At 38.3% G+C, this 24,995-nt stretch carries 20 protein-coding genes; all 20 read left to right on the forward strand.

The genetic code is table 11. From position 1 onward, the window contains the following. Window positions 1-3 precede the first annotated feature (3 nt). On the forward strand, window positions 4-1,572 hold the full coding sequence (gene cimA, locus PHC29_06670) for a citramalate synthase (GenBank protein ID MDD5109167.1): 1,569 nt from the start codon (window positions 4-6) through the stop codon (window positions 1,570-1,572). 157 nt (window positions 1,573-1,729) lie between these two features. After that, the gene (locus PHC29_06675; GenBank protein MDD5109168.1) at window positions 1,730-4,381 is read left to right on the forward strand and encodes a valine--tRNA ligase; all 2,652 of its coding nucleotides are present in this window, start codon (window positions 1,730-1,732) and stop codon (window positions 4,379-4,381) included. Next, a complete protein-coding gene (gene nadC / locus PHC29_06680; GenBank protein ID MDD5109169.1) occupies window positions 4,368-5,243 on the forward strand; it encodes a carboxylating nicotinate-nucleotide diphosphorylase in 876 nt (291 codons plus the stop codon). Before PHC29_06675 ends, nadC begins: the two co-directional genes overlap by 14 nt. Window positions 5,244-5,259: 16 nt before the next feature. Further along, the gene (uvrB, locus tag PHC29_06685; protein MDD5109170.1) at window positions 5,260-7,233 is read left to right on the forward strand and encodes an excinuclease ABC subunit UvrB; all 1,974 of its coding nucleotides are present in this window, start codon (window positions 5,260-5,262) and stop codon (window positions 7,231-7,233) included. Continuing rightward, complete coding sequence (locus PHC29_06690; protein MDD5109171.1) at window positions 7,217-7,954, forward strand: type III pantothenate kinase; 738 nt, start codon at window positions 7,217-7,219, stop codon at window positions 7,952-7,954. The genes uvrB and PHC29_06690 overlap by 17 nt, the downstream gene beginning before the upstream one ends. After that, window positions 7,938-8,555 carry a hypothetical protein gene (locus PHC29_06695; protein ID MDD5109172.1) on the forward strand — a complete coding sequence of 206 codons (618 nt, stop codon included), beginning with the start codon at window positions 7,938-7,940 and terminating at the stop codon, window positions 8,553-8,555. The genes PHC29_06690 and PHC29_06695 overlap by 17 nt, the downstream gene beginning before the upstream one ends. 104 nt (window positions 8,556-8,659) lie before the next feature. Beyond that, window positions 8,660-8,950, forward strand: coding sequence for a co-chaperone GroES (groES, locus tag PHC29_06700; protein MDD5109173.1), 291 nt, complete (start codon window positions 8,660-8,662; stop codon window positions 8,948-8,950). A 58-nt stretch (window positions 8,951-9,008) separates the two neighbouring features. Then, entirely contained in the window at window positions 9,009-10,655 is a 1,647-nt protein-coding gene (groL, locus tag PHC29_06705) for a chaperonin GroEL (GenBank protein MDD5109174.1), read from the forward strand. Window positions 10,656-10,856: 201 nt separating this feature from the next. Further along, entirely contained in the window at window positions 10,857-12,017 is a 1,161-nt protein-coding gene (locus tag PHC29_06710) for a GuaB3 family IMP dehydrogenase-related protein (GenBank protein MDD5109175.1), read from the forward strand. Next, on the forward strand, window positions 12,014-13,555 hold the full coding sequence (gene guaA, locus PHC29_06715; protein MDD5109176.1) for a glutamine-hydrolyzing GMP synthase: 1,542 nt from the start codon (window positions 12,014-12,016) through the stop codon (window positions 13,553-13,555). Before PHC29_06710 ends, guaA begins: the two co-directional genes overlap by 4 nt. A 96-nt stretch (window positions 13,556-13,651) precedes the next feature. Next, on the forward strand, window positions 13,652-17,083 hold the full coding sequence (locus PHC29_06720; protein MDD5109177.1) for a DNA polymerase III subunit alpha: 3,432 nt from the start codon (window positions 13,652-13,654) through the stop codon (window positions 17,081-17,083). A 205-nt stretch (window positions 17,084-17,288) separates the two neighbouring features. Beyond that, the gene (locus PHC29_06725; protein ID MDD5109178.1) at window positions 17,289-17,561 is read left to right on the forward strand and encodes an integration host factor subunit beta; all 273 of its coding nucleotides are present in this window, start codon (window positions 17,289-17,291) and stop codon (window positions 17,559-17,561) included. A 27-nt stretch (window positions 17,562-17,588) separates the two neighbouring features. Further along, the gene (gene hisS, locus PHC29_06730; protein ID MDD5109179.1) at window positions 17,589-18,875 is read left to right on the forward strand and encodes a histidine--tRNA ligase; all 1,287 of its coding nucleotides are present in this window, start codon (window positions 17,589-17,591) and stop codon (window positions 18,873-18,875) included. Then, the gene (aspS, locus tag PHC29_06735) at window positions 18,869-20,314 is read left to right on the forward strand and encodes an aspartate--tRNA ligase (protein ID MDD5109180.1); all 1,446 of its coding nucleotides are present in this window, start codon (window positions 18,869-18,871) and stop codon (window positions 20,312-20,314) included. The genes hisS and aspS overlap by 7 nt, the downstream gene beginning before the upstream one ends. Window position 20,315: 1 nt before the next feature. Further along, window positions 20,316-20,864, forward strand: coding sequence for a LysM peptidoglycan-binding domain-containing protein (locus PHC29_06740; protein MDD5109181.1), 549 nt, complete (start codon window positions 20,316-20,318; stop codon window positions 20,862-20,864). 6 nt (window positions 20,865-20,870) lie between these two features. Further along, window positions 20,871-21,824: a PhoH family protein gene (locus PHC29_06745; GenBank protein MDD5109182.1), complete on the forward strand. Its 954-nt coding sequence runs from the start codon at window positions 20,871-20,873 to the stop codon at window positions 21,822-21,824. Window positions 21,825-21,857: 33 nt separating this feature from the next. Further along, the gene (locus PHC29_06750; GenBank protein MDD5109183.1) at window positions 21,858-23,174 is read left to right on the forward strand and encodes an HDIG domain-containing protein; all 1,317 of its coding nucleotides are present in this window, start codon (window positions 21,858-21,860) and stop codon (window positions 23,172-23,174) included. A gap of 78 nt (window positions 23,175-23,252) precedes the next feature. Then, complete coding sequence (gene ybeY / locus PHC29_06755) at window positions 23,253-23,666, forward strand: rRNA maturation RNase YbeY (protein MDD5109184.1); 414 nt, start codon at window positions 23,253-23,255, stop codon at window positions 23,664-23,666. Continuing rightward, window positions 23,653-24,411, forward strand: coding sequence for a DNA repair protein RecO (gene recO / locus PHC29_06760; GenBank protein ID MDD5109185.1), 759 nt, complete (start codon window positions 23,653-23,655; stop codon window positions 24,409-24,411). Before ybeY ends, recO begins: the two co-directional genes overlap by 14 nt. 15 nt (window positions 24,412-24,426) lie before the next feature. Then, window positions 24,427-24,995 (forward strand): 2-dehydropantoate 2-reductase (locus PHC29_06765; protein ID MDD5109186.1); only part of this gene is annotated, 569 nt, incomplete at its 3' end.

Genomic DNA, 24,995 nt, shown 5'->3' on the forward strand with positions numbered 1-24,995 from the left:
ATTATGAAAAAAATAAAATTATACGATACCACATTGCGTGATGGTTCTCAGGCAGAAGGAATATCTTATTCAGTAATGGATAAAATACGTATTGCCGAAGAACTGGATAAATTTGGTATTCATTTTATTGAAGGCGGCTGGCCAGGCTCTAACCCCAAAGACAGGGAATTCTTTGAAAAAATAAGTAAAGCCAAGCTTAAAAACTCAAAAATTGCCGCTTTTAGCATGACCCGCAGGCCAAATATTAAAACTTCGCAAGATACCAATATTGCCGCGCTTTTAAAATCAGGGGCGCAAGTAATTACTATTGTAGGCAAAACCTGGGATTTCCATGTAACTGAAGTTTTAAAAACTACCCTTGATGAAAATCTGAAAATGATTAAAGATACTGTCAGCTTCCTGGTTAAAAAGGGTTTTATTGTATTTTATGATGCAGAGCATTTTTTTGACGCCTACAAAGCTAACCAAAATTACGCTTTAAAAACTTTAATTGCTGCTCAAGACGCAAAAGCAAGCACCATCTGTCTTTGCGATACTAATGGCGGTTCACTACCAAGCCAAATTACGGCTACGATAAAAGAAATTAAACACAAGATTAAAGTTGACTTAGGAATCCACTGCCATAATGACGCAGGAGTTGCGATTGCTAATTCCCTGGCGGCTATCGAAGCCGGGGCAAATATTGTTCAGGGCACGATTAACGGGTATGGAGAGAGATGCGGCAATGCCGATTTAATCCCAATCATCGCAAATTTAAAAACTAAATTAGATATTAATTGCATACCTGATACTCAATTAAAACAACTAACACATCTCTCACATTTTGTCAGTGAAATCAGTAACATGCGTCTGAAAAATGAACAGCCTTTTGTAGGAGATTCTGCTTTTGCGCATAAGGGCGGGATGCATATTAACGCGATAATGAAAAATCCAAAAACTTATGAGCATATCGACCCGTCTTTAGTAGGAAATCGGCGCAGAATTTTAGTCTCGGAATTAGGAGGCAAAACCGGTATTTTATTAAGAGCTAAGGATTTAAACTATGATTTAAGCAAAGGGGATAAGCAAACTAAAAAAATCCTGGAATTAGTGCAAACCTTAGAGCATAAAGGTTTTCAATTCGAAGCTGCTGAAGCATCTTTTCAAGTATTAATGCAGAGGGCGTTAAAGAAATTTGATAATTTCTTTGAGCTTGAAGGTTTTAGGGTAGTGGTTGAAAAAATCCAGGATAAGAAGATTACATCGGAAGCAATCATTAAATTAAAAGTAAACGGGGTTAAGGAACATACCGCCGCAGAAGGCGACGGCCCAATAAACGCATTGGACAATGCCCTGCGTAAAGCGCTTAAAGATTTTTACCCTACCCTTGCCAAAATGCATCTATCTGATTTTAAAGTGCGTGTTCTGGATGAAAAAGCCGGCACTGCTACCCCTGTACGCGTTTTAATTCAATCGCAGGACACAGATGATGTCTGGAATACAATCGGTGTACATGAAAACATAATTGAAGCCAGCTGGCAGGCCCTGGTAGATAGTATTGAGTACAAACTATTAAAAGACAATGTTAAATAAAAAACTAAAGAATTTCAAAATTATTGGCATAAGCCTAGCGATTATTCTTATTCTACTGTTAATAATTGGCTACAGGCTAGGTTACAAAAAAGATATAGAAAAGATAGCTGCTAACCCGGCTCAAAATAATCCCTAACTTAAAAATACCCCACAATACATGAATGAACTACCTAGCCGCTATAATCCTAAAGAAACCGAGGATAAATGGTACAAAATCTGGGAAGAGAATAATCTTTTTTCTGCCAAGGTTTCTCCGAATAAGCCGCCTTACTGCATAGTTATCCCTCCGCCCAATATTACCGGCATCCTGCACATGGGCCATGCCTTAAACAACAGTATCCAGGATATTTTAATTCGCTATAAGAGAATGCAGGGTTTTGAGGCTTTATGGATGCCGGGAACCGACCATGCCGGAATCGCTACTCAAAACGTAGTAGAGAAAGCCTTGGCAAAAGAAGGACTAAAACGCCAGGATTTAGGCAGGGAAAAATTTATTGAAAGAGTCTGGAACTGGAAAGAACAATACGGCTCAACCATAATTCATCAACTGAAAAAACTTGGTTGCTCATGTGATTGGAATCGCCTGCGCTTTACTATGGATCAGGATTATTCAAAGGCTGTGGCCGAAGTATTTGTCAGGCTCTATGAGAAAAAATTAATTTACCAAGGCAATTACATTATCAACTGGTGCCCAAGATGCCAAACAGCATTAAGCGATGAAGAAGCAATGCATACGGAATTACAGGGAAACCTTTATTACCTCAAATATCCGCTAAAAGAAAACCCATCAATTTTTATTACCGTTGCCACAACCCGGCCAGAAACTATGCTTGGAGATACAGCTGTAGCCGTAAACCCAAAAGATAAACGCTATAATAAATACATAGGAAAAATTTTAATCCTACCGTTAACAAAAAGAGAAATTAAAATTATTACCGATGATAGCGTAGATATGGAGTTTGGAACAGGAGCAGTAAAAATCACCCCAGCTCATGATCCTAATGATTATGTTTTAGGCAAAAAACATAGCTTGGAATTTATTAATGTTATGCATCCGGATGCCAGGATGAATGAATCAACCGGGAAATATTCCGGCTTTGACCGGTTTAAAGCCAGAGAAGCAATATTGGAAGATTTAAAAATATTGGGGTTACTTGAAAAAATTAATCCACATACGCTTTCTGCAGGGCATTGTTACCGCTGTCACACAATTGTTGAGCCATATTTATCCAAACAATGGTTTGTAAAAATGAAACCACTGGCAAAACCTGCAATTGAGGCGGTAAAAAAAGGAAAAATAAAATTTCATCCCGAGCGTTGGACTAAAGTCTATCTAAACTGGATGGAGAATATCCAAGACTGGTGCATCTCCCGGCAGATCTGGTGGGGACACCGAATTCCGGTTTATTACTGTAAAAATTGCCAAGCCAAAAATCCAAAATATGGCATCATTGTATCTGCGGTAAAACCTCTACAATGCCCCACATGTAAATCTACTGAGTTAGTTCAAGAGGAGGATGTCTTAGACACCTGGTTCTCAAGTTGGCTATGGCCCTTTGCTACATTCTACTGGCCCAAGGAAAACGCGGATTTAAAATATTTTTACCCCACCTCGTCCTTAGTTACTGCTCCAGAAATCATCTTTTTTTGGGTTGCGCGTATGATCATGGCAGGATTTGAATTTAGAAAACAGCTCCCCTTTAAAGATGTTTACATACACGGCACAGTGCGCGATATCGAAGGTAAAAAAATGTCCAAGTCTTTGGGTAATATCATTGATCCCTTGGAAATTATCGCTGAATATGGTACGGATGCCTTGCGTTTTAGCCTTATCTCGATAACCTCCCAAGGCCAAGACGTGTATCTATCCAAAGAAAGATTTGAACAAGGCAGAAACTTTGCCAATAAGATTTGGAACGCTTCACGCCTTGTCCTTACAAACCTTAAACCTGAAGAAGTGGATGTAGATTTATGCGTTTTTTTTAAAAAAGAACAACTGGTTATTGTCAACCGTTGGATATTAAGCAGGTTTTATTCAACTTTAGATAAAGTAACCAAAGAATTAGATAACTATAAGTTTAATGAAGCTGCCAATACCCTATATTCATTTTTTTGGCATGAATTCTGTGACTGGTACCTGGAGTTAATCAAACCACAAATAGCTCAAAAAGAAACCCAAATAGTCATGTATAAAGTCTTAGAGAAGACATTAAGAATACTTCACCCTTTTATGCCTTTTATAACCGAAGAGATCTGGCAACGCCTTCCGGGTGCAGAGAATTCAATTATGCAACAAAGTTGGCCGCATTTACAGAAAGGCTTGATTAACAAAAAAGATGAAAAACAGATGCAGGAGGCTTTTGATATTATTAATGCCATAAGAAACATGCGCGCTGAATTAGAAATTAACTTACAAAGCCGCGTGAATATCAAATTAAGTCTTGCAAATAAACTTACGCAAAAATCAATAGAGCCGCTTTTTGATTACATAAAGAATTTGGCTAAAATCGATTCCTTAAGCATAACTCAAAGTTTCACCACGCAAAGCAACGAATATGTTGTCGTGTTAAAAGACATGCACATAGTTATGGCGCTTAGCGGAATAACCGATGTTGCCCAGCAAATTAAGAAAAATCAATCGAAAATCGAAAAACTGGAATCGGAAATAAAAAATAAAAAAGCTATGCTTTCAAATAAGAATTTTATCGAACGCGCACCCAAAGAAATTATCGAGGCTGAGAAAATCAAATTGTCTGATATGCAAACTCAGATTGCTAAACTAAAGGTAATTATAGATGGCTTACGCTAAATATTTTTTATCCGAAAATAAACCTAAAATTAACCCTATCAGGCTTAAGGAAATAATTAGGCGCGCCTTAATTGAAGATACTGGCTTCGGAGATATTACTACTAAGTTTACTATCCCAAAAAATAAAAAAATAAAAGCTTCTATTGTCGCTAAAGAAGATTTTCTTCTCTGCGGTATCATGGCCGCCAAAGAGGTTTTCAAGACCGCTGATCCAAAAGTTAAATTTGATGAAAAGATTAAAGAAGGCAAGGATGTGCACGCAAAAGATATCATCGCCGTTATATCAGGAAATGCTCATAGTATCCTTGGGGCCGAAAGAACAGCTCTAAATTTATTATCTTTACTTTCTGGTATAGCTACAAAAACAAGAAAATTTGTCAGAAAAATTGCACCTTTTAAAACCAAGATCACCGACACCCGCAAAACCATAGCGGGCTTAAGGGAATTACAGAAATATGCAGTTAAAATCGGAGGCGGATATAACCACAGAATAAGCCTGGATGAGATGATTTTAATTAAAGATAACCACTTAAAGATTCTTGGAGGATACTCTAAACTAACAAATATTCCTTCTAACTGTAAAATTGAAATTGAAGCCCAAAGCCTAGAAGAATTTAGGCATGCCTTAAGCCTTAAACCCAATGTTATTATGCTTGATAATATGAGTATCAAAGATATTAAAAAAGCAGTAAAAATTAGGAATAATACCAGATTTAAAAAACAACCAACCCTTCTTGAAATAAGTGGGGGCATCTGCCTTAGCAATATAAAAAAATACGCTGCAACGGAAGTTGAGATAATCTCAATAGGAGAATTAACTGATTCAATAGAATCCGTAGATATCAGCTTAGAGGTTATTTAAATATCCATTTAAGCCCATGGAAAAATTCAAATTAGTTTCCCGTTTTAAACCATGTGGTGACCAACCCAAAGCTATAAAAGAACTTACCCATGAAATCCTTAGCAGTAAACGTTATTCTACTTTACTGGGAGTCACCGGAAGCGGTAAAACCTTTACCCTGGCCAACGTTATAGCCAAAACAAACCTGCCTACGCTTATAATTTCGCACAATAAAACATTAGCTGCCCAACTTTATTCAGAATTCAAAGAGTTTTTTCCTCACAATGCGGTGGAATATTTTGTAAGCTACTACGATTATTACCAACCAGAAGCATATATTCCTTCTACTGACACTTATATAGAGAAAGATTCATCGATTAACGAGAGATTGGACCGTTTAAGGCTTTCAACAACTACATCCTTAATGAGCCGTCGGGATGTAATTGTGGTAGCCAGTGTCTCATGTATTTATAATCTAGGTTCACCTGCCGATTACCAAGATATGCTTGTAATCCTAAGAACCGGAGAGAGCCTTAATCGCGATGAGCTAATCTCCAAACTCATTCAGATTCAATATGTGCGCAATGATTACGAATTCATTCGCGGTAAGATCAGAGTACGTGGGGATGTAATCGAGGTCTTCCCTTCCTACAGCGAACAAGCACTGCGCATAGAATTAACAGGCGACCTTATAAGTAGAATTTCAATAATCCATCCGGTATCTGCAAAAACAATAAGTATAGTTGATAAAATCGCTATTTATCCGGCCAAACATTTCATTGCCTCAAAAGATAAAATAGATACGGCAATAAAATCTATAAAAGAGGAATTGGTTGTTGAATTAAAAAAATTAAAGGAAAAAAACAAATTAATTCAAGCCCAACGCTTGGAATCACGCACAAATTATGACCTGGATATGCTCAAAGAAATCGGATATTGCCATGGCATAGAAAATTATTCACGCCATCTAAACGGGCTACCATTAGGCTTTCGGCCATATTCAATGATTGATTACTTCCAAGGTAATTTTTTAACCATAATTGATGAATCACATGCGACTATTCCTCAGATAGGGGGAATGTATGCAGGTGATAGGGCCAGAAAAGAAACCTTAGTAAACTACGGTTTCAGGCTTCCTTCATGCCTGGATAATCGGCCGCTCAAATTTAATGAGTTTAATCAGCTGATAAAGCAGTTTATCTTCGTTTCAGCCACGCCGGATAAATATGAACTAAATCTAAGCCAGAATAAAGTTATTGAACAAATTATCCGGCCTACCGGATTAATCGATCCTGAAATTATCGTCAAACCCTCCAAAGGACAAATTCAGGATTTAATCCAACAGGTAAAAATCCGCGCTAAAAATAACCAAAGGACACTAATTACCACTCTTACCAAAAGAATGGCAGAAGACCTTGCTAATTTCCTTGCCGAAAACGGCATAAAAGTCAAATACCTTCACTCTGAAATACAAACAATTCAACGATCAGTAATATTAAGGGAACTACGCCAGAAAAAATTTGACTGCCTGGTAGGAATTAACCTGCTTCGTGAGGGGTTGGATTTACCAGAGGTTTCATTAGTGGCTATACTAGATGCTGACAAAGAAGGATTTTTACGCTCAAGTACAAGCCTAATACAAGTGGGAGGGCGAGCCGCACGCAATATTGACGGCACAGTAATTATGTATGCCGATACGATTACCGGTTCGATGAAAAAAGCGATCGAAGAAAGCACTCGTAGGAGAAAAATCCAGCTAAAATACAACCAAAAGAATAAAATTACTCCTCGTTCTATTCAAAGATCAATTAAAGAGGGAATAGAAGATTTGGAAGTTGCTTCTGAATTTGTACGAGTTTTAACTGGTGAACCGACAGAACAATACCAGTTGCATAAATATATAACTGAGTTAGAATATGAAATGGAACGAGCAGCGCGCAACCTGCAATTTGAAAAAGCTGCCCTCTTAAGAGATAAAATCAAGGAGTTACGTAATGTTACTGGCAGTTGATATCGGTAATACTAATATAACGTTTGGAATATTTAAAGGTAAGAAACTTCAGAAACAATTTGATATCCCCACAAAAGAATATTCAAAATCAAAACTACTAAGAAAACTAAGAATAAAACCAAAACTATCCGCTACGCTCATATGTAGCGTTGTACCTAAACTCACCCGGATTCTTCAACGTGACTTAATGATTGAAACTGGTAAAAAACCATATATATTAGGTAATGATCTGGTTGTTCCCATAAATAACCCTTACCATAAACCAAACCAGTTAGGCCAGGACCGCCTGGTAAATGCTTATGCCGGCTCTTGCCTTTACAAAGTACCACTAATTGTAATAGATTCCGGAACCGCAATTACCTTTGACGTTATCGATAAAAATAAAAAATACCTAGGAGGTTTGATTATTCCAGGAATGAAAATATCTCTTGAAGCCCTAAGTGAAAAAACAGCGTTACTTCCGCCTGTTTCATTAAATACTCCAATGATCTTTATGGGATGCGATACGAAAAACAGCATATTAAACGGTATTGTTTTTGGCACAGCAGGCTCAGTCAAAGAGCTGACAAATAAAATCAAGCAATGCATAGGTAAAAATGCACTGGTTATTGGTACAGGTGGCAATATTGATTTAATAAAAAAATATTCCGGGATAAATTTAAAAGTTGATACCGACTTAACCTTAAAAGGGATTAACTTTATTTATGAAAAAACAATTTAAATCTACAATTATTTGTTTAATTGTTTCAATTCTTATTTTTAACTATGGCCTTTCCTCTGGAGAAAATAATCCCAAAGAAACTGCTAAAAATGATCCAGGAGTTACTTTCGAGCAAGCACTTAAAAATTATGAAGTATTCAAACAAAAGGAACAGGATGAAACAGCAAAAAAAATTAACATTGATTTGAACCGGGTAACAGAAGAATGGATTGCTCAGGCAAAAGAAAACAAGGCAAAACTTCTGGGGACCCGCCTTGAGCAAAATTGGGAAAAGTTAGCATTATACTTTCCCATTTCGCCAAGCCACTATGAATATTATTTAAGAGGGTATAAATACAGTGTAATTAAAAATGATGTAGTTAAATCCGATTCTATTACCTCTCCATTTAAAGCAACTCTGAGCATAAAGGAGGAGCTTTACGTTGAGAAAAACCATTCTCCTGATATTAGTGACGCAAGCCCATATTTTTACACGGTTACCACTTCCTACAATTTAAATTTTGAATATAAACAAAATAAACTTGAATTAACCAATACTGATACTAAAATTGTTAACATAGAGAATGCTGCGCCTGATCAGATAAAAAAACGTACTCTTTAAGAAAAAACTCTTGACAAGAATTTTTTTTTATCTATAATTAGCACTCTGGGAAAAAGAGTGCTAGTTTTAGATTAACAAAATCCAAATTATAGGGAGGTGACAAAATGGAAATTAAACCATTGGGTGATCGCATCGTCGTTAAGCCTTTGGAAGCAGAAAATAAAAGCAAAGGTGGAATTCTTTTACCTGACACTGCCAAAGAGAAACCACAAGAAGCCAAGGTTATAGCGGTAGGAAGAGGCAAAATACTGGAGAATGGCTCAATCCACGCTCCTGAAGTAAAAGCAGGAGATAAGGTGCTCTACGGAAAATATTCCGGTAATGAAATTACCACCAAAGATGGCGAAGAACTGCTCATTTTGCGTGAAGAAGATATCTTAGCAATTATCAAATAATATGACCCCGCGCTTATAATGTATTGCGCGGGTATGCCCTTGTGGGCAAGGAGGATTTATGGCAAAGCAATTACTGTATAGCGATGATGCACGCCGCAAGATTTTAAGCGGTGTAGAACAGCTGGCCGCTGCTGTAAAAGTAACACTAGGGCCAAAAGGAAGAAATGTCGTAATTGATAAAAAATTTGGTTCTCCGACTATAACTAAAGACGGGGTAACCGTAGCAAAAGAAATTGATCTAGAGGATCCCTTTGAAAACATGGGCGCTCAAATGGTAAAAGAAGTGGCGGAAAAAACTTCTGATATTGCCGGAGATGGTACAACTACGGCTACCGTTTTAGCTGAATCAATTTACCGCGAAGGCTTAAAGAATGTCACTGCAGGATCAAACCCCATGGAGTTAAAACGCGGTATTGAAAAAGCAGTAGTAAAAATAGTAGAAGAATTAGGTAAACTTTCTACCCCCATCAAAGATAAAAAAGAAATTGCCCAGGTAGCCAGCATTGCTGCAAACTCAGATACCAATATTGGCGAGTTAATTGCTGAAGCAATGGATAAAGTAGGAAAAGATGGAGTAATCACGGTTGAAGAGGCAAAATCTACCGCTACTACGCTAGACGTTGTAGAGGGTATGCAGTTTGACCAAGGATATCTTTCTCCATATTTTGTAACTGATGCTGAAAGAATGGAAGTATTATTAGAAGATGCTTATATCCTTATTTATGAGAAAAAAATCTCTTCCATTAAAGACATTTTACCTTTATTGGAAAAAATTGCCCGCGTTGGTAAACCACTATTGATTATTGCCGAAGAGGTTGATGGAGAAGCCCTGGCAACTCTAGTAGTTAATAAAATCCGCGGTACCTTTGTTGCCTGTGCAGTAAAAGCCCCAGGTTATGGTGATAGGCGTAAAGCTATGCTTGAAGATATCGCTATTTTAACCGGCGGCAAAGCAATAACCGAAGATCTGGGCATTAAACTTGAAAATATTGATGTTGAAGATTTAGGACGTGCCAAAAAGGTAAAAATTGATAAAGAAAACACTACAATTGTTGAAGGCGCAGGTAAAAATACTGCGATTAACGCTAGAATCAACCAGTTAAAGAAACAAATTGAAGATACTGATTCGGATTATGATAAAGAAAAACTGCAAGAACGCCTGGCAAAATTAGCCGGTGGAGTTGCAGTAATTAACGTCGGAGCTGCCACGGAAACTGAAATGAAAGAGAAAAAGGCACGCGTAGAAGATGCATTACACGCAACCCGCGCAGCTACACAGGAAGGAATTGTTCCTGGCGGCGGGGTCGCGCTTATCCGCACAATTGCAGCTTTAGACAAATTAAAGCTGGAAGGTGATGAAAAAATTGGCGCTAACATTGTAAAACGCGCCATTGAAGAGCCTTTAAGACAGATAGCTCAAAATGCTGGCCTTGAAGGTTCTGTGGTCGTTCAAAGAATTAAACAAGAGAAAACTAACATCGGTTATGATGTCAGCCAGGATGCTTATGTAGATATGATCGAAGCTGGAGTCATTGATCCTACAAAAGTAACCCGCTCTGCTTTACAGAATGCTTCCAGTATTGCCGCTTTATTGCTTACAACTGAAACTCTAATTGCGGACAAGCCGGATAAAGATGAGAAGATGCCTCCAATGCCAGGTGGTATGGGTGGCGGCATGGGTGGTATGGGTGGAGGAATGTATTAAACCCTAAGAAATACGCAAATCAAAAAGACCCTGTTTCCCGATTAGCCAGGAAACAGGGTCTTTTTTTCCCAAAATATCTGTTGACAAACACTCCTAAATATTATAAAATTTATAATCCTTTCTGTAATTCCCAAGATGAGGCGAAATATTCATAACTTATTACAAAACAACAGGTTAATAGTATAATAAGGAGAATTTAAGATGGCTGAATGGATAGGTATAAATAGGCGCGCAAGAAGATGCTACGGTTTTGATGAGGTTGCCCTAGTACCCGGAGCGCAAACCGTAAATCCCAATGAGGTTGATACAAGTTTTGAATTTAATGGAAAAAAATTCAAAATACCTATCCTAGCTGCTGCCATGGACGGAGTGGTTAATGTAAGGTTTGCCATCGAAATGTCCCGCTTAGGCGGAATTGCCGTATTAAACCTTGACGGAATTCAAACGCGCTACGAGAATCCGGATGAAGTATTGGAAGAAATTTCAAAAGCTACACCGCAAAAAGCCACTGAGTTAATCCAAACAGTATATACCACACCCATCAAAGAAAAACTAATCACAAAACGAGTTGCCGAAATCAAAAAAGCAAAAGCTATCGCAGTTGTAAGCTGTATTCCGGCCAACGCAGAAAAATTCTCAAAGTTAGCTGTTAGTGCAGGAGCTGATATTTTTGTCATTCAATCTACAGTCACTACCATTAAACATATCTCTACCCAATACAAAACCCTGGATTTAGTAAAGTTCTGTAAATCTATAAAAATTCCTGTAATCCTGGGAAATTGTGTTACCTACGAAACAACCTTAGATCTAATGGAAACCGGCGCCAGCGGCTTACTAATTGGAGTTGGCCCGGGAGCAGCATGTACAACACGAGGCGTATTAGGAATCGGAGTACCCCAGGTTACGGCTACAGTAGACGCCGCAGGCGCTCGTGATTTTTATTATAAACGAACAGGGAAATATGTCTCCATTATTACTGACGGAGGAATGAATAGGGGTGGAGATATTTGCAAAGCCTTTGCCTGCGGAGCAGATGCAGTAATGATTGGCTCAAGTTTTGCCCGTGCTCATGAGGCTCCGGGACGTGGATTCCACTGGGGCATGGCAACTTCACATGTCAACCTGCCTCGAGGAACCCGCATTCAAGTTGGCACAACCGGCTCATTAAAAGAAATCTTACTTGGCCCGGCAAAAGTAGATGACGGATCGCAGAATTTACTTGGGGCTTTAAAAACTTCTATGGGCTCACTAGGAGCTTCCAACTTAAAAGATATGCACGATGTGGAAATTATTATTGCTCCATCGATCCAAACCGAAGGGAAAATCTTTCAAGTTGGCCAAAGAGTAGGGATGGGAAAATGACCAAACAAACGATATTAATATTGGATTTCGGTTCTCAATACACTCAATTAATAGCTCGGCGAATTAGAGAAAATAAAGTTTTTTCAAAAATTATCCCTTATAATACACCTGCAAAAGAAATCGCCGCATTGGCTCCTAAAGGCCTAATCCTTTCCGGAGGCCCGGCTTCTGTAGTCAATAAAAAATCCCCTTACCCGGATATGGGCATCTTTAAATTGGGTATACCAATTCTTGGTATTTGTTATGGAATGCAGGTAATCTGCGAGTTATTAGGTGGAAAAGTTAAACATACTCGTGAGCGCGAATATGGAAAAACAGAATTATTCATAGATGATAACCGAGATATTTTTAACCACTTGCCCGGAAATTTTAGCTGCTGGGCAAGCCACGGAGATTATGTAACGAAGATGCCTGTCGGTTTTCACACTATCGCACACACCACAAACACTCCGATTGCTGCCATTTCAAATCAAAAAAGAAAAATATACGCCGTCCAATTTCATCCTGAAGTAACCCACACCGAAAAGGGCAGCCAAATGTTGAGTAATTTTTTATTTAAAATTTGCGGTGCTTCCGGACGTTGGACTATGCAGTCATTTATCAAAGAATCTATCGAGAATATCAAAAAGAATGTAGGCAAAGATAAAGTAGTTTTGGGCTTAAGCGGAGGAGTAGATTCTTCCGTGGCTGCTTTATTGATTCATAAAGCTATAAATAAAAATTTACGCTGTATCTTTATTGATAACGGTCTGCTAAGGAAAGGCGAAGCAGAACAGGTAAGAAGTGTTTTTAAAGACATGTACCACCTCAATTTGAGCTATGTAGATAGAAGTAAAAGATTCCTTGAACGCCTAAAAGGCATAACCGACCCTGAAGAAAAAAGAAAAATTATCGGAGATGAGTTTATCAAAGTCTTTGAAGAAGAGGCAAAAAAAACAAAAGGCGCCAAATTTTTAGGCCAAGGCACACTTTATCCGGATGTTATCGAATCCATTTCGCCAACCGGCGGCCCAAGCAGAAGGATAAAAAGCCATCATAATGTAGGAGGCCTGCCTACCCAGATGAAGCTTAAGCTCATTGAACCGCTCAGAGAAATATTTAAAGATGAGGCCCGCGAAATTGGAAGGCAGCTTGGATTACCGGAAAATATCATACAACGGCAGCCTTTTCCCGGGCCAGGCCTTGCAGTCAGGATTATTGGAGATATAACCACAGAGAGGCTTAATCTTTTACGTGAAGCGGATAAACGTGTAATCGAAGAAATATCAAAAGCCGGCCTTTATGAACAAATATGGCAATCATTTGCAGTGCTACTGCCAATTAAGAGCGTAGGTATAATGGGCGATGAGCGCACTTATGAGAATGTCGCAGCCTTAAGATGTGTTTCTAGCTTTGATGGCATGACAGCTGACTGGGTAAAACTTCCTTATGAAGTTATGGAAAGAATCTCCAATCGAATCATCAACGAAGTAAAAGGTATCAATCGGGTTGTTTACGATATCAGTTCAAAACCTCCGGCAACTATTGAGTGGGAGTAATTTATTAAGCCCTAAATCCGTAACACTAATATGATTAAGCTCTAAGCGGTAAGCCATAAGCTTATAGCTTAAAACTTACAACTTACAGCTTTCATTATGTCTCATTCCGAATTTATTCACCTCCATTTACATACGCAATACAGCCTTCTCGACGGAGCCTGCCGCATACCTGAGATATTAACCATTGCTAAAAGTTTCAAAATGGATTCCCTTGCCATTACTGACCACGGAAATATGTTCGGCGCAATTGAATTCTATATTGAAGCACAAAAAGCCGGAATTAAACCAATTATTGGCTGCGAAGTATATGTGGCCCCTAAAAGTAGGCTGGATAAAGGGGGCGGCATAGAAGATGCTGCCAACCATCTAATACTCCTGGCCCGCAATGAAGAAGGCTACCACAACCTAATGAAATTGGTATCAATCGGCTACCTAGAAGGATTTTATTACCGTCCGCGTATCGATAAAGAAGTTCTTTCCTTACACTCTCAGGGATTAATCGCCTCAAGCGCCTGCCTTAAAGGAGAAATTGCTTCGCTTATCTTACAAAAACGTTTCAACGACGCTTTAAAAACCGCTGATACTTACCAAAATATTTTTGGAAAAGGAAATTTCTATCTGGAAATACAGGGTAACTCCATACCCGAACAGCAAATAGCAAACCAAGGATTGCTCAAAATCTCTAAAGAATTAGGAATCCCATTAGTTGCTACCAACGACGTACACTATCCAACTAAAAACAAAGCCCAAGCACACGAAGCATTGCTGTGCATCCAAACTCAAACTACGCTTGATGACCCTAAACATATGCGTTTTCAAACAGAAGAATTTTATTTTACTTCTCCCGAGGAAATGAAAAAATTATTTAAAGACTTCCCCCAAGCTTTAAGTAATACTGTGGAAATCGCCAAACGTTGCAATCTAGAGTTAGATTTTGGAAAAATGCACCTACCCAAATATACTCCACCACAGGGAAAAGATAAGGAAGAGTTCCTTCTTGAGCTTTGCCAAAACGGCTTAGCGAATAAAAACTTAGAAAATTCCCCTGAAGTACAAAAACGCCTTGATCATGAATTAAGAATTATCCGTAATATGGGTTTTATCAGTTATTTCCTGATTGTTTGGGATTTTATCCATCATGCAAAAAGTCAAGGGATCCCGGTAGGCCCCGGAAGAGGGTCCGCTGCTGGAAGCCTGGTAAGTTTTCTTTTGGGCATTACAGATCTTAACCCGTTAAAATACGGCCTACTTTTTGAACGTTTCCTTAATCCAGAGCGTTTAGGCCTGCCGGATATCGATATTGATTTCTGCTATGAACGCAGGCAAGAAGTTATCGACTATGTAACCAGTAAATATGGACAGGAAAATGTAGCACAAATTATTACCTTTGGAACCATGCAGGCCCGCGCCGTAATCAGAGATGTTGGACGGGTTATGGGAATTACTTATGCCGATGTGGATCGTATCGCAAAATTAATCCCGGCAGAACTTGATATGACACTTAAAAAAGCACTTGAGAGCACACCTGAGCTAAATAACCTTTATAAAAATGATTCTCAAATAACTAAACTTGTTGATACTGCTTTATCCCTTGAAGGATTAAACCGTCATGCCTCAGTTCATGCTGCAGGAGTAATTATTGCTGACAAACCTTTAAACAATTATATGCCTATATTTAAAACTAGCGATGATCAAATCACTACTGGTTACAGTATGGGAATCCTAGAAAAAATTGGGCTGCTTAAGGTTGACTTTCTTGGCCTTCGAACCCTCACCGTCATAGATGAAACTTTAAAACTTATTAAAAAAAATTATGGTATCGAAATCGATATTGAAAAATTATCTCTTGATGATCAAAATACCTACAGATTATTAGCCTCAAGCCACACTATTGGGATATTCCAAGTTGAAAGTTCTGGTATGCGCGATTTACTTAAAAAACTTATACCTGAACGCTTCGAGGATTTAATCGCCCTTCTTGCACTTTACCGCCCCGGTCCGATTGGGTCAGGGATGCTTGACGACTTCATGAAACGCAAACATGGATTAACACCTATCAAATATGAACATCCAAAACTAGAACCTATCCTCAAAGAAACCTATGGGATTATGGTTTATCAGGAACAAATCATGCAAATTGCCTCTTCCCTTGCGGGATTTTCACTGGCCCAAGCAGATATTTTACGAAAAGCAATGGGAAAGAAAATTCCAGAAGTTATGGAAAAGGAGCGGAAAAATTTTCTTAATGGCTGTATCAAAAACTCAATTAAAGAGAGCACTGCCAGTAAGATATTCGATCTAATAGAATACTTTTCGGGTTATGGTTTCAACAAGAGCCACAGCACAGCCTACGCATTAATCTCATACCGCACCGCCTATTTAAAAGCAAATTATCCCGTGGAATTTATGAGTGCTTTACTCACTTCAGAACGTGATAATACTGATAAAATCGTCGAATATGTAAATGAATCAATCCGTATGGGTTTAAAAGTATTGCCTCCGGATATAAATGAAAGTGACATACTCTTTAAGGTAGATGATAAAAAAACCATACGCTTTGGTTTTTCAGCTATAAAAAATGTTGGCCACGGCGCCTCTGTTTCTATTGTAAAAGCCAGAGGAGACGAAAAATTTAAAACACTGGATGATCTTTGCCATCGACTCGATTTAAGATTGGCAAACCGTAAGGTCTTAGAAAGCCTTATTAAATGCGGAGCACTGGATTATTTCGGTAAATCCCGAGCCGGTATGCTAGCTAACCTAGATGTAACACTAGAGGGAGCACAAAAGGTTCAAAAAGAAAAATCAAGCGGCCAACTTTCATTCTTTGACCAAGCTATGGAAGAAACTGGGTTTAAAAAGACTGCAAATAGTTTACCTGATGTAAATGAGTGGCCCGAACCACAATTGCTTGCTTTTGAAAAAGATATGCTGGGTTTCTATGTAAGCGGCCATCCCCTTGCACGTTATGCCAAAGCACTCAAACGTTTCGTTTCCTGCTCAACCTCTAGTTTACATGAACATAAAGACCAAGATATAATTAAAATGGTTGGGCTAATCGTTAAGATAAAACACACAGTTACCCGTGCAAAACAAGAAAAAATGGCGATATTAAAACTAGAAGACCTGGAAGGTTCAGTCGAAGCGCTGGTTTTTCCTCGCACCTTTAATAAAATAAATTCTTATATTCAAGCAAACAGTATCGTGCATATCCGTGGCGTACTAGATCTTAAGGAAGAAACCCCAAAAATAATCGTCGAAGATATGCTGCCATTTGAAGAAATTTATAAATTGATTACCGCAATGAATATTAATCTATCTGGCATAAGAGAGAACATTTTTGAATCCTTAAAAACCTTACTTACCGGTTACCGAGGGAACACTCCCGTATATTTACGCCTTGATACGCCTGCAAAATCCCGTGTTCATCTGGTTGTAGGAGAAGGACTCTATGTTAGCCCTAGTGAAAAACTTATTCAGGATTTAGATGAATTATTAGGTGAGGAACGTTTATCACTAGTAATCTAGCTTTATAGAATCTGGGGGACGGTTCTATTTTTCCAACCATCTCAAAAACGAAGGAAAATAGAACCGTCCCCCAGATTTACAATTTTTCCTTGACACCCTAACTTTTTGCTGTTATTATACTTAGCAATAACATTCTGTGCTTATAATAGAACAAGTCTTATTGTAATTGTGCTGGAATTGTCCCTAAGGACAAGGAGGAATTAAGATGACGAAAAAAGATATTGTCTTAAAAGTATCCGATGATAGTAATTTAAAACAAATAGATGTTAAAGAAGTGGTGCAAAAGACCTTTGATTGCATTATCGATGCCTTAGTTAGGGGTGAAAAGATTGAATTGCGCAATTTTGGTGTTTTTAAAGTTAAACAGAGAAGGAGCCGTACAGGCAGAAATCCACGAACCAACCAGGTCATTCCTGTCCCGCCCAGAAAAGTAGTCATCTTCAAAGCTGGCTTGGAAATGAAACAGAAAATTAAGTAAACCTTTTTTAAAAACAAAAAATAACTAATGTTTAAAAGAATCCCGGGTACTAAAGACATCCTGCCTGAGGAAGCATTTTCTTGGCAGAGAATCGAAACAGAAGCACGTAAAATATTCTCACTTTATAACTATCAAGAAATCCGAACCCCGATAATCGAAGAAGCTTCCCTTTTCAACCGTACTCTTGGTACAACCGCTGAAATCGTTCAAAAACAAATGTTCCTTATCCACAAGGATAGGCCTTCCTCTACTACACCTTTTAGGAAGGGCCATATGCATAACCAAGAAGATGTCTATGCCTTGCGTCCTGAAGGCACCGCTTCAATCATACGCAGCTATCTGGAAAATAACTTAGATAAAACATCTGGTTTTTTAAAATTATATTATATCGGGCCAATGTTTCGCCTTGAACGTCCGCAAAAAGGAAGATTACGCCAATTCCATCATATTGGCTGCGAAGCAATCGGTTCACAAGATGCAGGGCTTGATGTTGAAACAATTGCTTTAGCCGTTTGCCTACTTAAGGATTTTGGCATCTCAGGTTATATAATTAAAATCAATAGCCTGGGCTGTTCAAAAGACAAACAAACCTTAAGCTTAAAGCTAAAGGAAGATCTGCAGAAAAAATCAAAGGATCTCTGCGCTGATTGCCAACAAAGGTTAAAAAATAATGTGTTAAGGATATTGGACTGTAAAAACCAAAGCTGTCAAAAAATTGTAAAAACTCTTTTTCTCAACCAATCACATCTTTGTCCGGATTGCTTATCGCATTTTAACGAAGTAAAAAAAGGCCTGGACATTTTAGGCATACCATTTCAAATCCAGGATCAGCTTGTTCGGGGCTTGGATTACTACAACCGCACAGTATTTGAAATCACGCACAATGATTTAGGTAGCCAAGATGCTATTGGCGCAGGAGGCCGTTACAATAATTTAGTTCATGAATTAGGTGGCCCTGAACTTGGGGGAATCGGTTTTGCTTTCGGTGTTGAAAGGTTACTTCTGGCAAAAGGAGCCTTAAAAGAAACTTCGCAAAAAAAATTAGTATACCTGATTACGCTAGGAGAAGCTGCAAAAAATGCCGGCATAAAAATACTGGATCAATTACGTAAATCCGATATTGCATGTGATACGGATTACCTTAATAAATCCTTAAAAGGTGCCCTACGGACTGCCAATGATTCAGGAGCAAATTTAGTTTTAATTTTAGGAGACGATGAATTAAAAAACAATACTATCACCCTTAAGGATATGTCAAAAAGTACCCAAAAAGAAGTAAAAATCGAAGACCTAACTAAGGAATTAAAATGCTAAGAACACATACCTGCGGCCAACTAACTGCTGAAGACACCGGAAAACAGATTACACTTTGCGGGTGGGTAGCTAACAGGCGCGACCATGGTAAATTAATCTTTATCGATATCCGCGACCGCTATGGCCTTACTCAAGTAGTTTTTATCCCTAAAGAATCAGGGGAGGCTTATAAAATAGCACAGGAGTTAAGAAGCGAATTTGTAATTAAATTAACGGGCTTAGTAAATAAACGTCCTGACGGAACAATTAATCCAAAATTGGCAACCGGCCAAATAGAAATTTTGGCTAAAGAGATGGAGATATTAAATCCAAGCCTTACCCCGCCATTTGAAATCCAGGATGATATTGAGATAACCGAAGAAATCCGCCTTAAATACCGTTATCTTGATTTAAGAAGAAATAAAGTTTTTAATAATCTGCTTATGCGCAGCAACCTTTATAAAGTTATCCGCAGCTATTTAGCGGATAAAGATTTTATTGAATGCGAAACACCGATACTTACCAAATCCACCCCTGAGGGCGCCCGTGATTACTTGGTCCCCTCAAGATTAAATCCCGGACAATTTTATGCTTTGCCTCAATCCCCACAATTATTCAAACAGATACTTATGGTTGCCGGAATCGAAAAATATTATCAGATTGCCAAATGTTTCCGAGACGAAGACCTGCGCGCCGACCGCCAACCGGAATTTACCCAGTTGGATATTGAAATGTCATTTATAAATGAGGAGGATATTTTTACTTTAACCGAAGGATTAATGAAATTAATTTTTAAGGAATTAAAGAATACCGATATCCCGACGCCTTTTGCACGCATAAGCTACGAAGAGGCTGCCTCAAAATATAAATCGGATAAACCTGACCTGCGGGCTGAGACAAAAACTGAGTTTGCTTTCTGTTGGGTTGTGGATTTCCCGCTCTTTAAATTCAACGCGGAAGAAAAACGGTGGGTTAGCGAGCATCATCCTTTTACCGCGCCAAACACACAAGATTTGGGTCTCCTGGATAAACTCCTGAATAAAATCAATCCTTCGACTGCGCTCAAGATTGATACTGAGGCGTGCGCCGCCGAACGTATCAAATCTCGTTCATATGATTTGGTTTTAAATGGAATGGAACTGGGCTCAGGCTCAATAAGAATCCACCGTCAGGAACTCCAAGAAAAAATTTTCGATATTATCGGAATCAAAAAAGAGGAAGCACTGGCGCGTTTTGGTTTTCTCCTGGAAGCCTTTCAGTTCGGTGCTCCTCCGCATGGAGGGGTTGCTTTTGGATTAGATAGATTATTATCCATACTTTCTGCAGAATCAAGTATTCGCGAAGTTATTACCTTTCCTAAAACTTCAGCTGCATTTTGCCCATTAACTAATGCACCATCAGATGTTGAGGATAAACAATTAAAAGAATTAAGTTTGATTATTAAAAAAGGAGGGATGTAAAATGAAAAGGTTTAAACTTGCAGGAATTTGCGTATTAACATCAACCTTGGCTTTATCCGGATGCATCGCCAGGACATACAATTTAACCCGCGACAGAGTTGATCAGGATTTGTCTTCGTCATCAGGTAACCGGGGCTATGTTATGGGACAAGCTCCCGAACCCAAAGAAAGAGCAACTACCCGCACCACTAGAGTCTTCGAGATAGAACTGGGCTTGGCTAAGAAAACTAATCAAAGCTGCCCAGCAGCTACCCCACTGGCAGCTGCTAGCACAGAAGAACCTGTACTTGTCCAAGAACAAGAAACACAAACTGAAGGCACAAATGAGAACTTTGAACAATATACCGTAGGTAAAAATGACACATTGCAAAAGATTTCTAAAAAATTCTACGGAACAACTAAAAAATGGACCAAGATTTACGAGGCAAACAAAGACGTTCTACGCGGGCCGGATAAACTCTACCCCGGTCAAACCCTAAAGATTCCTTCTACTGACGAGTTAAAAATTAAAACTGAAAAAACTACAGAACCAAAAGAAAATCTTAAATAGCCCTTAATGGATAAAATAATAAGACTGCAATCCCAAAAAGAAGCTCAAGACCTTATTGGGGCCCATGATGCCAATATTAAAAGCATAGAAGATGAATTTAAAGTTAAGCTTATCCTACGCGGGGAACACTTAAAATTAAGCGGTAGCGCAGCGAAGGTCAAAAAAGTAAGCGAATTATTGGAATTTTTAATTGCGGGGCTTCGTGCAGGAAATGAGGAGATAAGCCAAAATGATTTGGCTTATTTAATCTCCAATCTGAAAAATGGCTCAAAAACTTCACAGATAAAACAATTAGACACAGGGATTACCCGCTCCTGCGCAGGCAAACAGATTGGGCCAAAAACTACTGGACAAAGAGAATACGTTGAGGCAATCCAACAAAATGACATCGTCTTTGGTATCGGGCCAGCAGGAACAGGAAAAACTTACCTTGCTATGGCTTGTGCAGTTGAAGAGTTAAAAAAACAACAGGTGCGCCGGATAATTTTGACCCGGCCAGCAATAGAAGCAGGAGAATCATTGGGATTTCTCCCTGGAGATATGCAAGCTAAAATCTCGCCATACCTGCGGCCACTTTATGACGCCTTATATGATATGATGGATCCTGCACGTATCGAAAAATATATCGAAACCGGAATAATTGAAGTTGCCCCACTTGCCTATATGAGAGGCAGGACATTAAATGACGCCTTTATCATTCTAGACGAAGCCCAAAATTGTACTGCCGAACAGATGAAGATGTTTTTAACCCGCTTAGGTTTCGATTCCAAAGCGGTGATTACCGGAGACATGACTCAAAGTGACCTGCCCCAAGGCAAGCCCGTTGGGCTGTTCCAGGCCCAAGATATACTTAAAGAAATTAACGGAATCAAATTTATCTACTTTAGCGGTTCTGACGTAGTCAGGCACTCACTAGTACAAAGAATTATTGAAGCATACAAAAAAATCGCTCCACAATAACTTTATATGATTTTTAATAAGTAATTTTTTACCATGAAGAAATTATTCAATAAAAACAACATTAACCTGGCGGGAATAGGCATATTTATATTCTTTTTTAGTTATATTATCCATATAAATCCAGCTATACCATTTTTTTTAATCATCCTTTATATATGTTTTTACAAAAAACTTTCTGTGACTAAAAATGCGGGCCTGGCAAATTTAAGTTTTCTATACCTGATCTCATTTTTTGCCGGTTATACTTTACTCAAAAATGGAATATCGATTTATTTTGTCCCGATCACAATTGTCCCGATGCTTAGCGTTCTTCTTTTTAATAATCTTGGGGTAGCTTATTTTTTATCATTAGGAACATCTCTGTCGCTGGCAATTTTGAGCCCAGAACCATTTAAAGCTTGGCTCATCTTCATAACCTCCTCCTCCTGCGCTATACTATTGGTAAATGGAGCGCGCAAACGTACAAAAGTAATCCAAGCTGGATTTATCGCAGGGATCGCACAATTAATCAGTTTAGTCCTTCTTGAATACCTCTGGATCAATCAATCCCAAAGGTACCTAATAATCCTACTTAACGGCTTAATTTGTGGGGTAATCACCCTGGGTATCCTACCGTTATTTGAATATTTATTGCGCACAGTAACTAATATCAGCCTTCTAGAGCTAGCAGACTCTAACCAGCCAATTTTACAACGCATGACTCTTCAGGCGCCTGGTACTTACCACCACAGCCTAATCGTAGGCAATCTTTCAGATACTGCTTGTTCTGCTATAGGAGCCAACGGCCTACTAGCCAGAATAGGCGCATATTATCATGATATCGGAAAACTGAATAAACCGGAATATTTTATCGAGAATCAGGATATAAGAAAAAACGCTCATGACACTCTTTCACCAACCATGAGCAAATTAATCATCATGAACCATGTAAAAGAAGGGTTGGAGCTTGCTAAAAAATATCGTTTAAGCCCGATACTATGGGATTTTATTCAACAACATCATGGTAATAGCCTAGTTTATTACTTTTATCGAAAAGCCCTAGAAGGTAAAGAAGAGGACCAAGAAATAACCGAAGAGGGTTTTCGCTACCCTGGCCCAAAACCCACAACCCGCGAAACAGCAATCGTACTACTGGCAGACTCAGTGGAAGCAGCTACACGCTCATTAAAAAACCCTACTCCGGACAAAATTGAAGAAATGGTACACAAAATAATAAATAATAAATTTATAGACGGGCAACTTGATGAATGTGAACTCACCCTTAAAGATATTGAAAAAATATCTGGTGTTTTTAGTAAAATATTAAGCGGCATATATCACAGCCGAGTTAATTATCCCCAAGAAACCTAGGATGAACCTTACACCTTCTAATTATTAAAATATTGAAGGCGTAGGGTCTTATAATTTAAATAAGAAAGAAGGTGCGGGGTGAAAATAACCATAAAAAATCTCCAAAATAAACTACCTATCCATGCCTCAAAGATAAAAAAATTGATCCGTAAAATCGTTGAAGGGGAAAAAGTAAAAGAATCAGGCTGGATAAATATTTGTTTTGTAAATAATGCGCGTATAAAAAAATTTAACGCAAAATTTCTTAAAAATAACACCACAACCGACGTTTTGGCCTTTAATCTAGGGGACAGAAAAAAAGTAATCCTAGCTGATATCATGATTTCTACAGACAAAGCAATAAAACAAGCACATAATTTTAACACTACCTGCGATTATGAACTATTACTTTATGTCGCCCATGGGATACTCCACATACTTGGATTTGATGACCACACTAAAAGCCAAATAAAAATTATGCGAAAGAAGGAAAGTAAATATGTCGATAGATAAAGCCTGCGGCTTGGTCTTAAGTAAACGTGACTTACGAGAAACATCCATAATTGTTGATCTTTATACAAAAGAATTTGGAAAAATTAACGGAATACTAAAAGGAATCCGCACAGAACCGGAAAAATTCGCCTCAAACTTAGAACTTTTTTCATTAAACGAGATTATCTTCTACAGAAAAACTCACTCTAATCTACACCTGGTTAGTCAGGCAGATAAAATAGAAAATTTCACCGGGGTAAGAAAAAATATAGAAAGGACAACTACTGCGGGTTTTATGATGGAGCTGATTAATTCCGTAATGCAGCCTGAGGATAAAAATGAGGAAATTTTCAATTTAGCACTAGCCAGTCTCAAAGAACTTGAGACAAATTATAATCCTGAAAAAATCGCAACTATCTTTAAAATTAAAATGCTTAATCTTTCAGGATTTAAACCTCATTTTGACTCCTGTGTTTCCTGTATGGATAGAATAATGGGCCAATCTAAATTCAGCCTCTCACTCGGAGGCCTGCTTTGCCCATCCTGTATAACAAAAGATCCTACTGCTCGTGCGATATTCCGTGGCACAATTGCCACTGTTTTACATATTGAGAAAAATAGTTTTACCACCAGCCTTAATCTAGGAATCAATCCTCAGATAAAGAAGGAACTTGACTTGATTTTGAATTCATTTTTAAATTTTCACCTTGGTAAAGAACTAAAATCTCAGAAGTTGATTAACAAATTGGAATTAGCAGTAGGATAAAGGAAAGAGGATCATATGAAAATTGTTATTGTCGGGCCAGGTGCAATAGGATGCTTAATTGCAGCATTTTTGACAAAAACAAAAGAAGATGTTTGGCTTTTAGATAAAAATAAAGAAACTGCTGCAAAAATAAATGAAACAGGGATTATTTTGGAAAATTCATCAGGCTCCTGGCAGGCTAAAGTTAGAACTACAACTAACATAGAAAATATCGGTCAAGCTGACCTAATAATTATCTGCGTAAAATCATTCAATACAAAGCAGGCTACCGAACAGATCAAGCCTCTCCTGAACCAAAATACTAAAATTTTAACTTTACAAAATGGAATAGGGAATATCGAAATTATTTCCGAAATAGTCGGAGAGGAAAGGGTAATCGCAGGAATCACTAGTGAAGGAGCAACTCTAATTGATATCGGTAAAATTCGCCATTGCGGCCGCGGAGAAACTATAATCGGTACAATTAACGGAAAAACACCGGTTGAAATACGCTCAATTCGTGAAATATTTAACAAAATAGGCTTCGAAACTAAAATGTCGCGCGACATAAAAAGCCTAATCTGGTCAAAACTAATTATTAACGT

It is taken from the genome of Candidatus Omnitrophota bacterium (assembly GCA_028712255.1).
Classification (GTDB): domain Bacteria; phylum Omnitrophota; class Gorgyraeia; order Gygaellales; family Profunditerraquicolaceae; genus UBA6249.

Coding starts and splice junctions, on each gene's coding strand:
- cimA (MDD5109167.1), top strand. CDS start 4: ATGAAAAAAATAAAATTATACGATACCACATTGCGTGATGGTTCTCAG.
- PHC29_06675 (MDD5109168.1), top strand. CDS start 1,730: ATGAATGAACTACCTAGCCGCTATAATCCTAAAGAAACCGAGGATAAA.
- nadC (MDD5109169.1), top strand. CDS start 4,368: ATGGCTTACGCTAAATATTTTTTATCCGAAAATAAACCTAAAATTAAC.
- uvrB (MDD5109170.1), top strand. CDS start 5,260: ATGGAAAAATTCAAATTAGTTTCCCGTTTTAAACCATGTGGTGACCAA.
- PHC29_06690 (MDD5109171.1), top strand. CDS start 7,217: ATGTTACTGGCAGTTGATATCGGTAATACTAATATAACGTTTGGAATA.
- PHC29_06695 (MDD5109172.1), top strand. CDS start 7,938: ATGAAAAAACAATTTAAATCTACAATTATTTGTTTAATTGTTTCAATT.
- groES (MDD5109173.1), top strand. CDS start 8,660: ATGGAAATTAAACCATTGGGTGATCGCATCGTCGTTAAGCCTTTGGAA.
- groL (MDD5109174.1), top strand. CDS start 9,009: ATGGCAAAGCAATTACTGTATAGCGATGATGCACGCCGCAAGATTTTA.
- PHC29_06710 (MDD5109175.1), top strand. CDS start 10,857: ATGGCTGAATGGATAGGTATAAATAGGCGCGCAAGAAGATGCTACGGT.
- guaA (MDD5109176.1), top strand. CDS start 12,014: ATGACCAAACAAACGATATTAATATTGGATTTCGGTTCTCAATACACT.
- PHC29_06720 (MDD5109177.1), top strand. CDS start 13,652: ATGTCTCATTCCGAATTTATTCACCTCCATTTACATACGCAATACAGC.
- PHC29_06725 (MDD5109178.1), top strand. CDS start 17,289: ATGACGAAAAAAGATATTGTCTTAAAAGTATCCGATGATAGTAATTTA.
- hisS (MDD5109179.1), top strand. CDS start 17,589: ATGTTTAAAAGAATCCCGGGTACTAAAGACATCCTGCCTGAGGAAGCA.
- aspS (MDD5109180.1), top strand. CDS start 18,869: ATGCTAAGAACACATACCTGCGGCCAACTAACTGCTGAAGACACCGGA.
- PHC29_06740 (MDD5109181.1), top strand. CDS start 20,316: ATGAAAAGGTTTAAACTTGCAGGAATTTGCGTATTAACATCAACCTTG.
- PHC29_06745 (MDD5109182.1), top strand. CDS start 20,871: ATGGATAAAATAATAAGACTGCAATCCCAAAAAGAAGCTCAAGACCTT.
- PHC29_06750 (MDD5109183.1), top strand. CDS start 21,858: ATGAAGAAATTATTCAATAAAAACAACATTAACCTGGCGGGAATAGGC.
- recO (MDD5109185.1), top strand. CDS start 23,653: ATGTCGATAGATAAAGCCTGCGGCTTGGTCTTAAGTAAACGTGACTTA.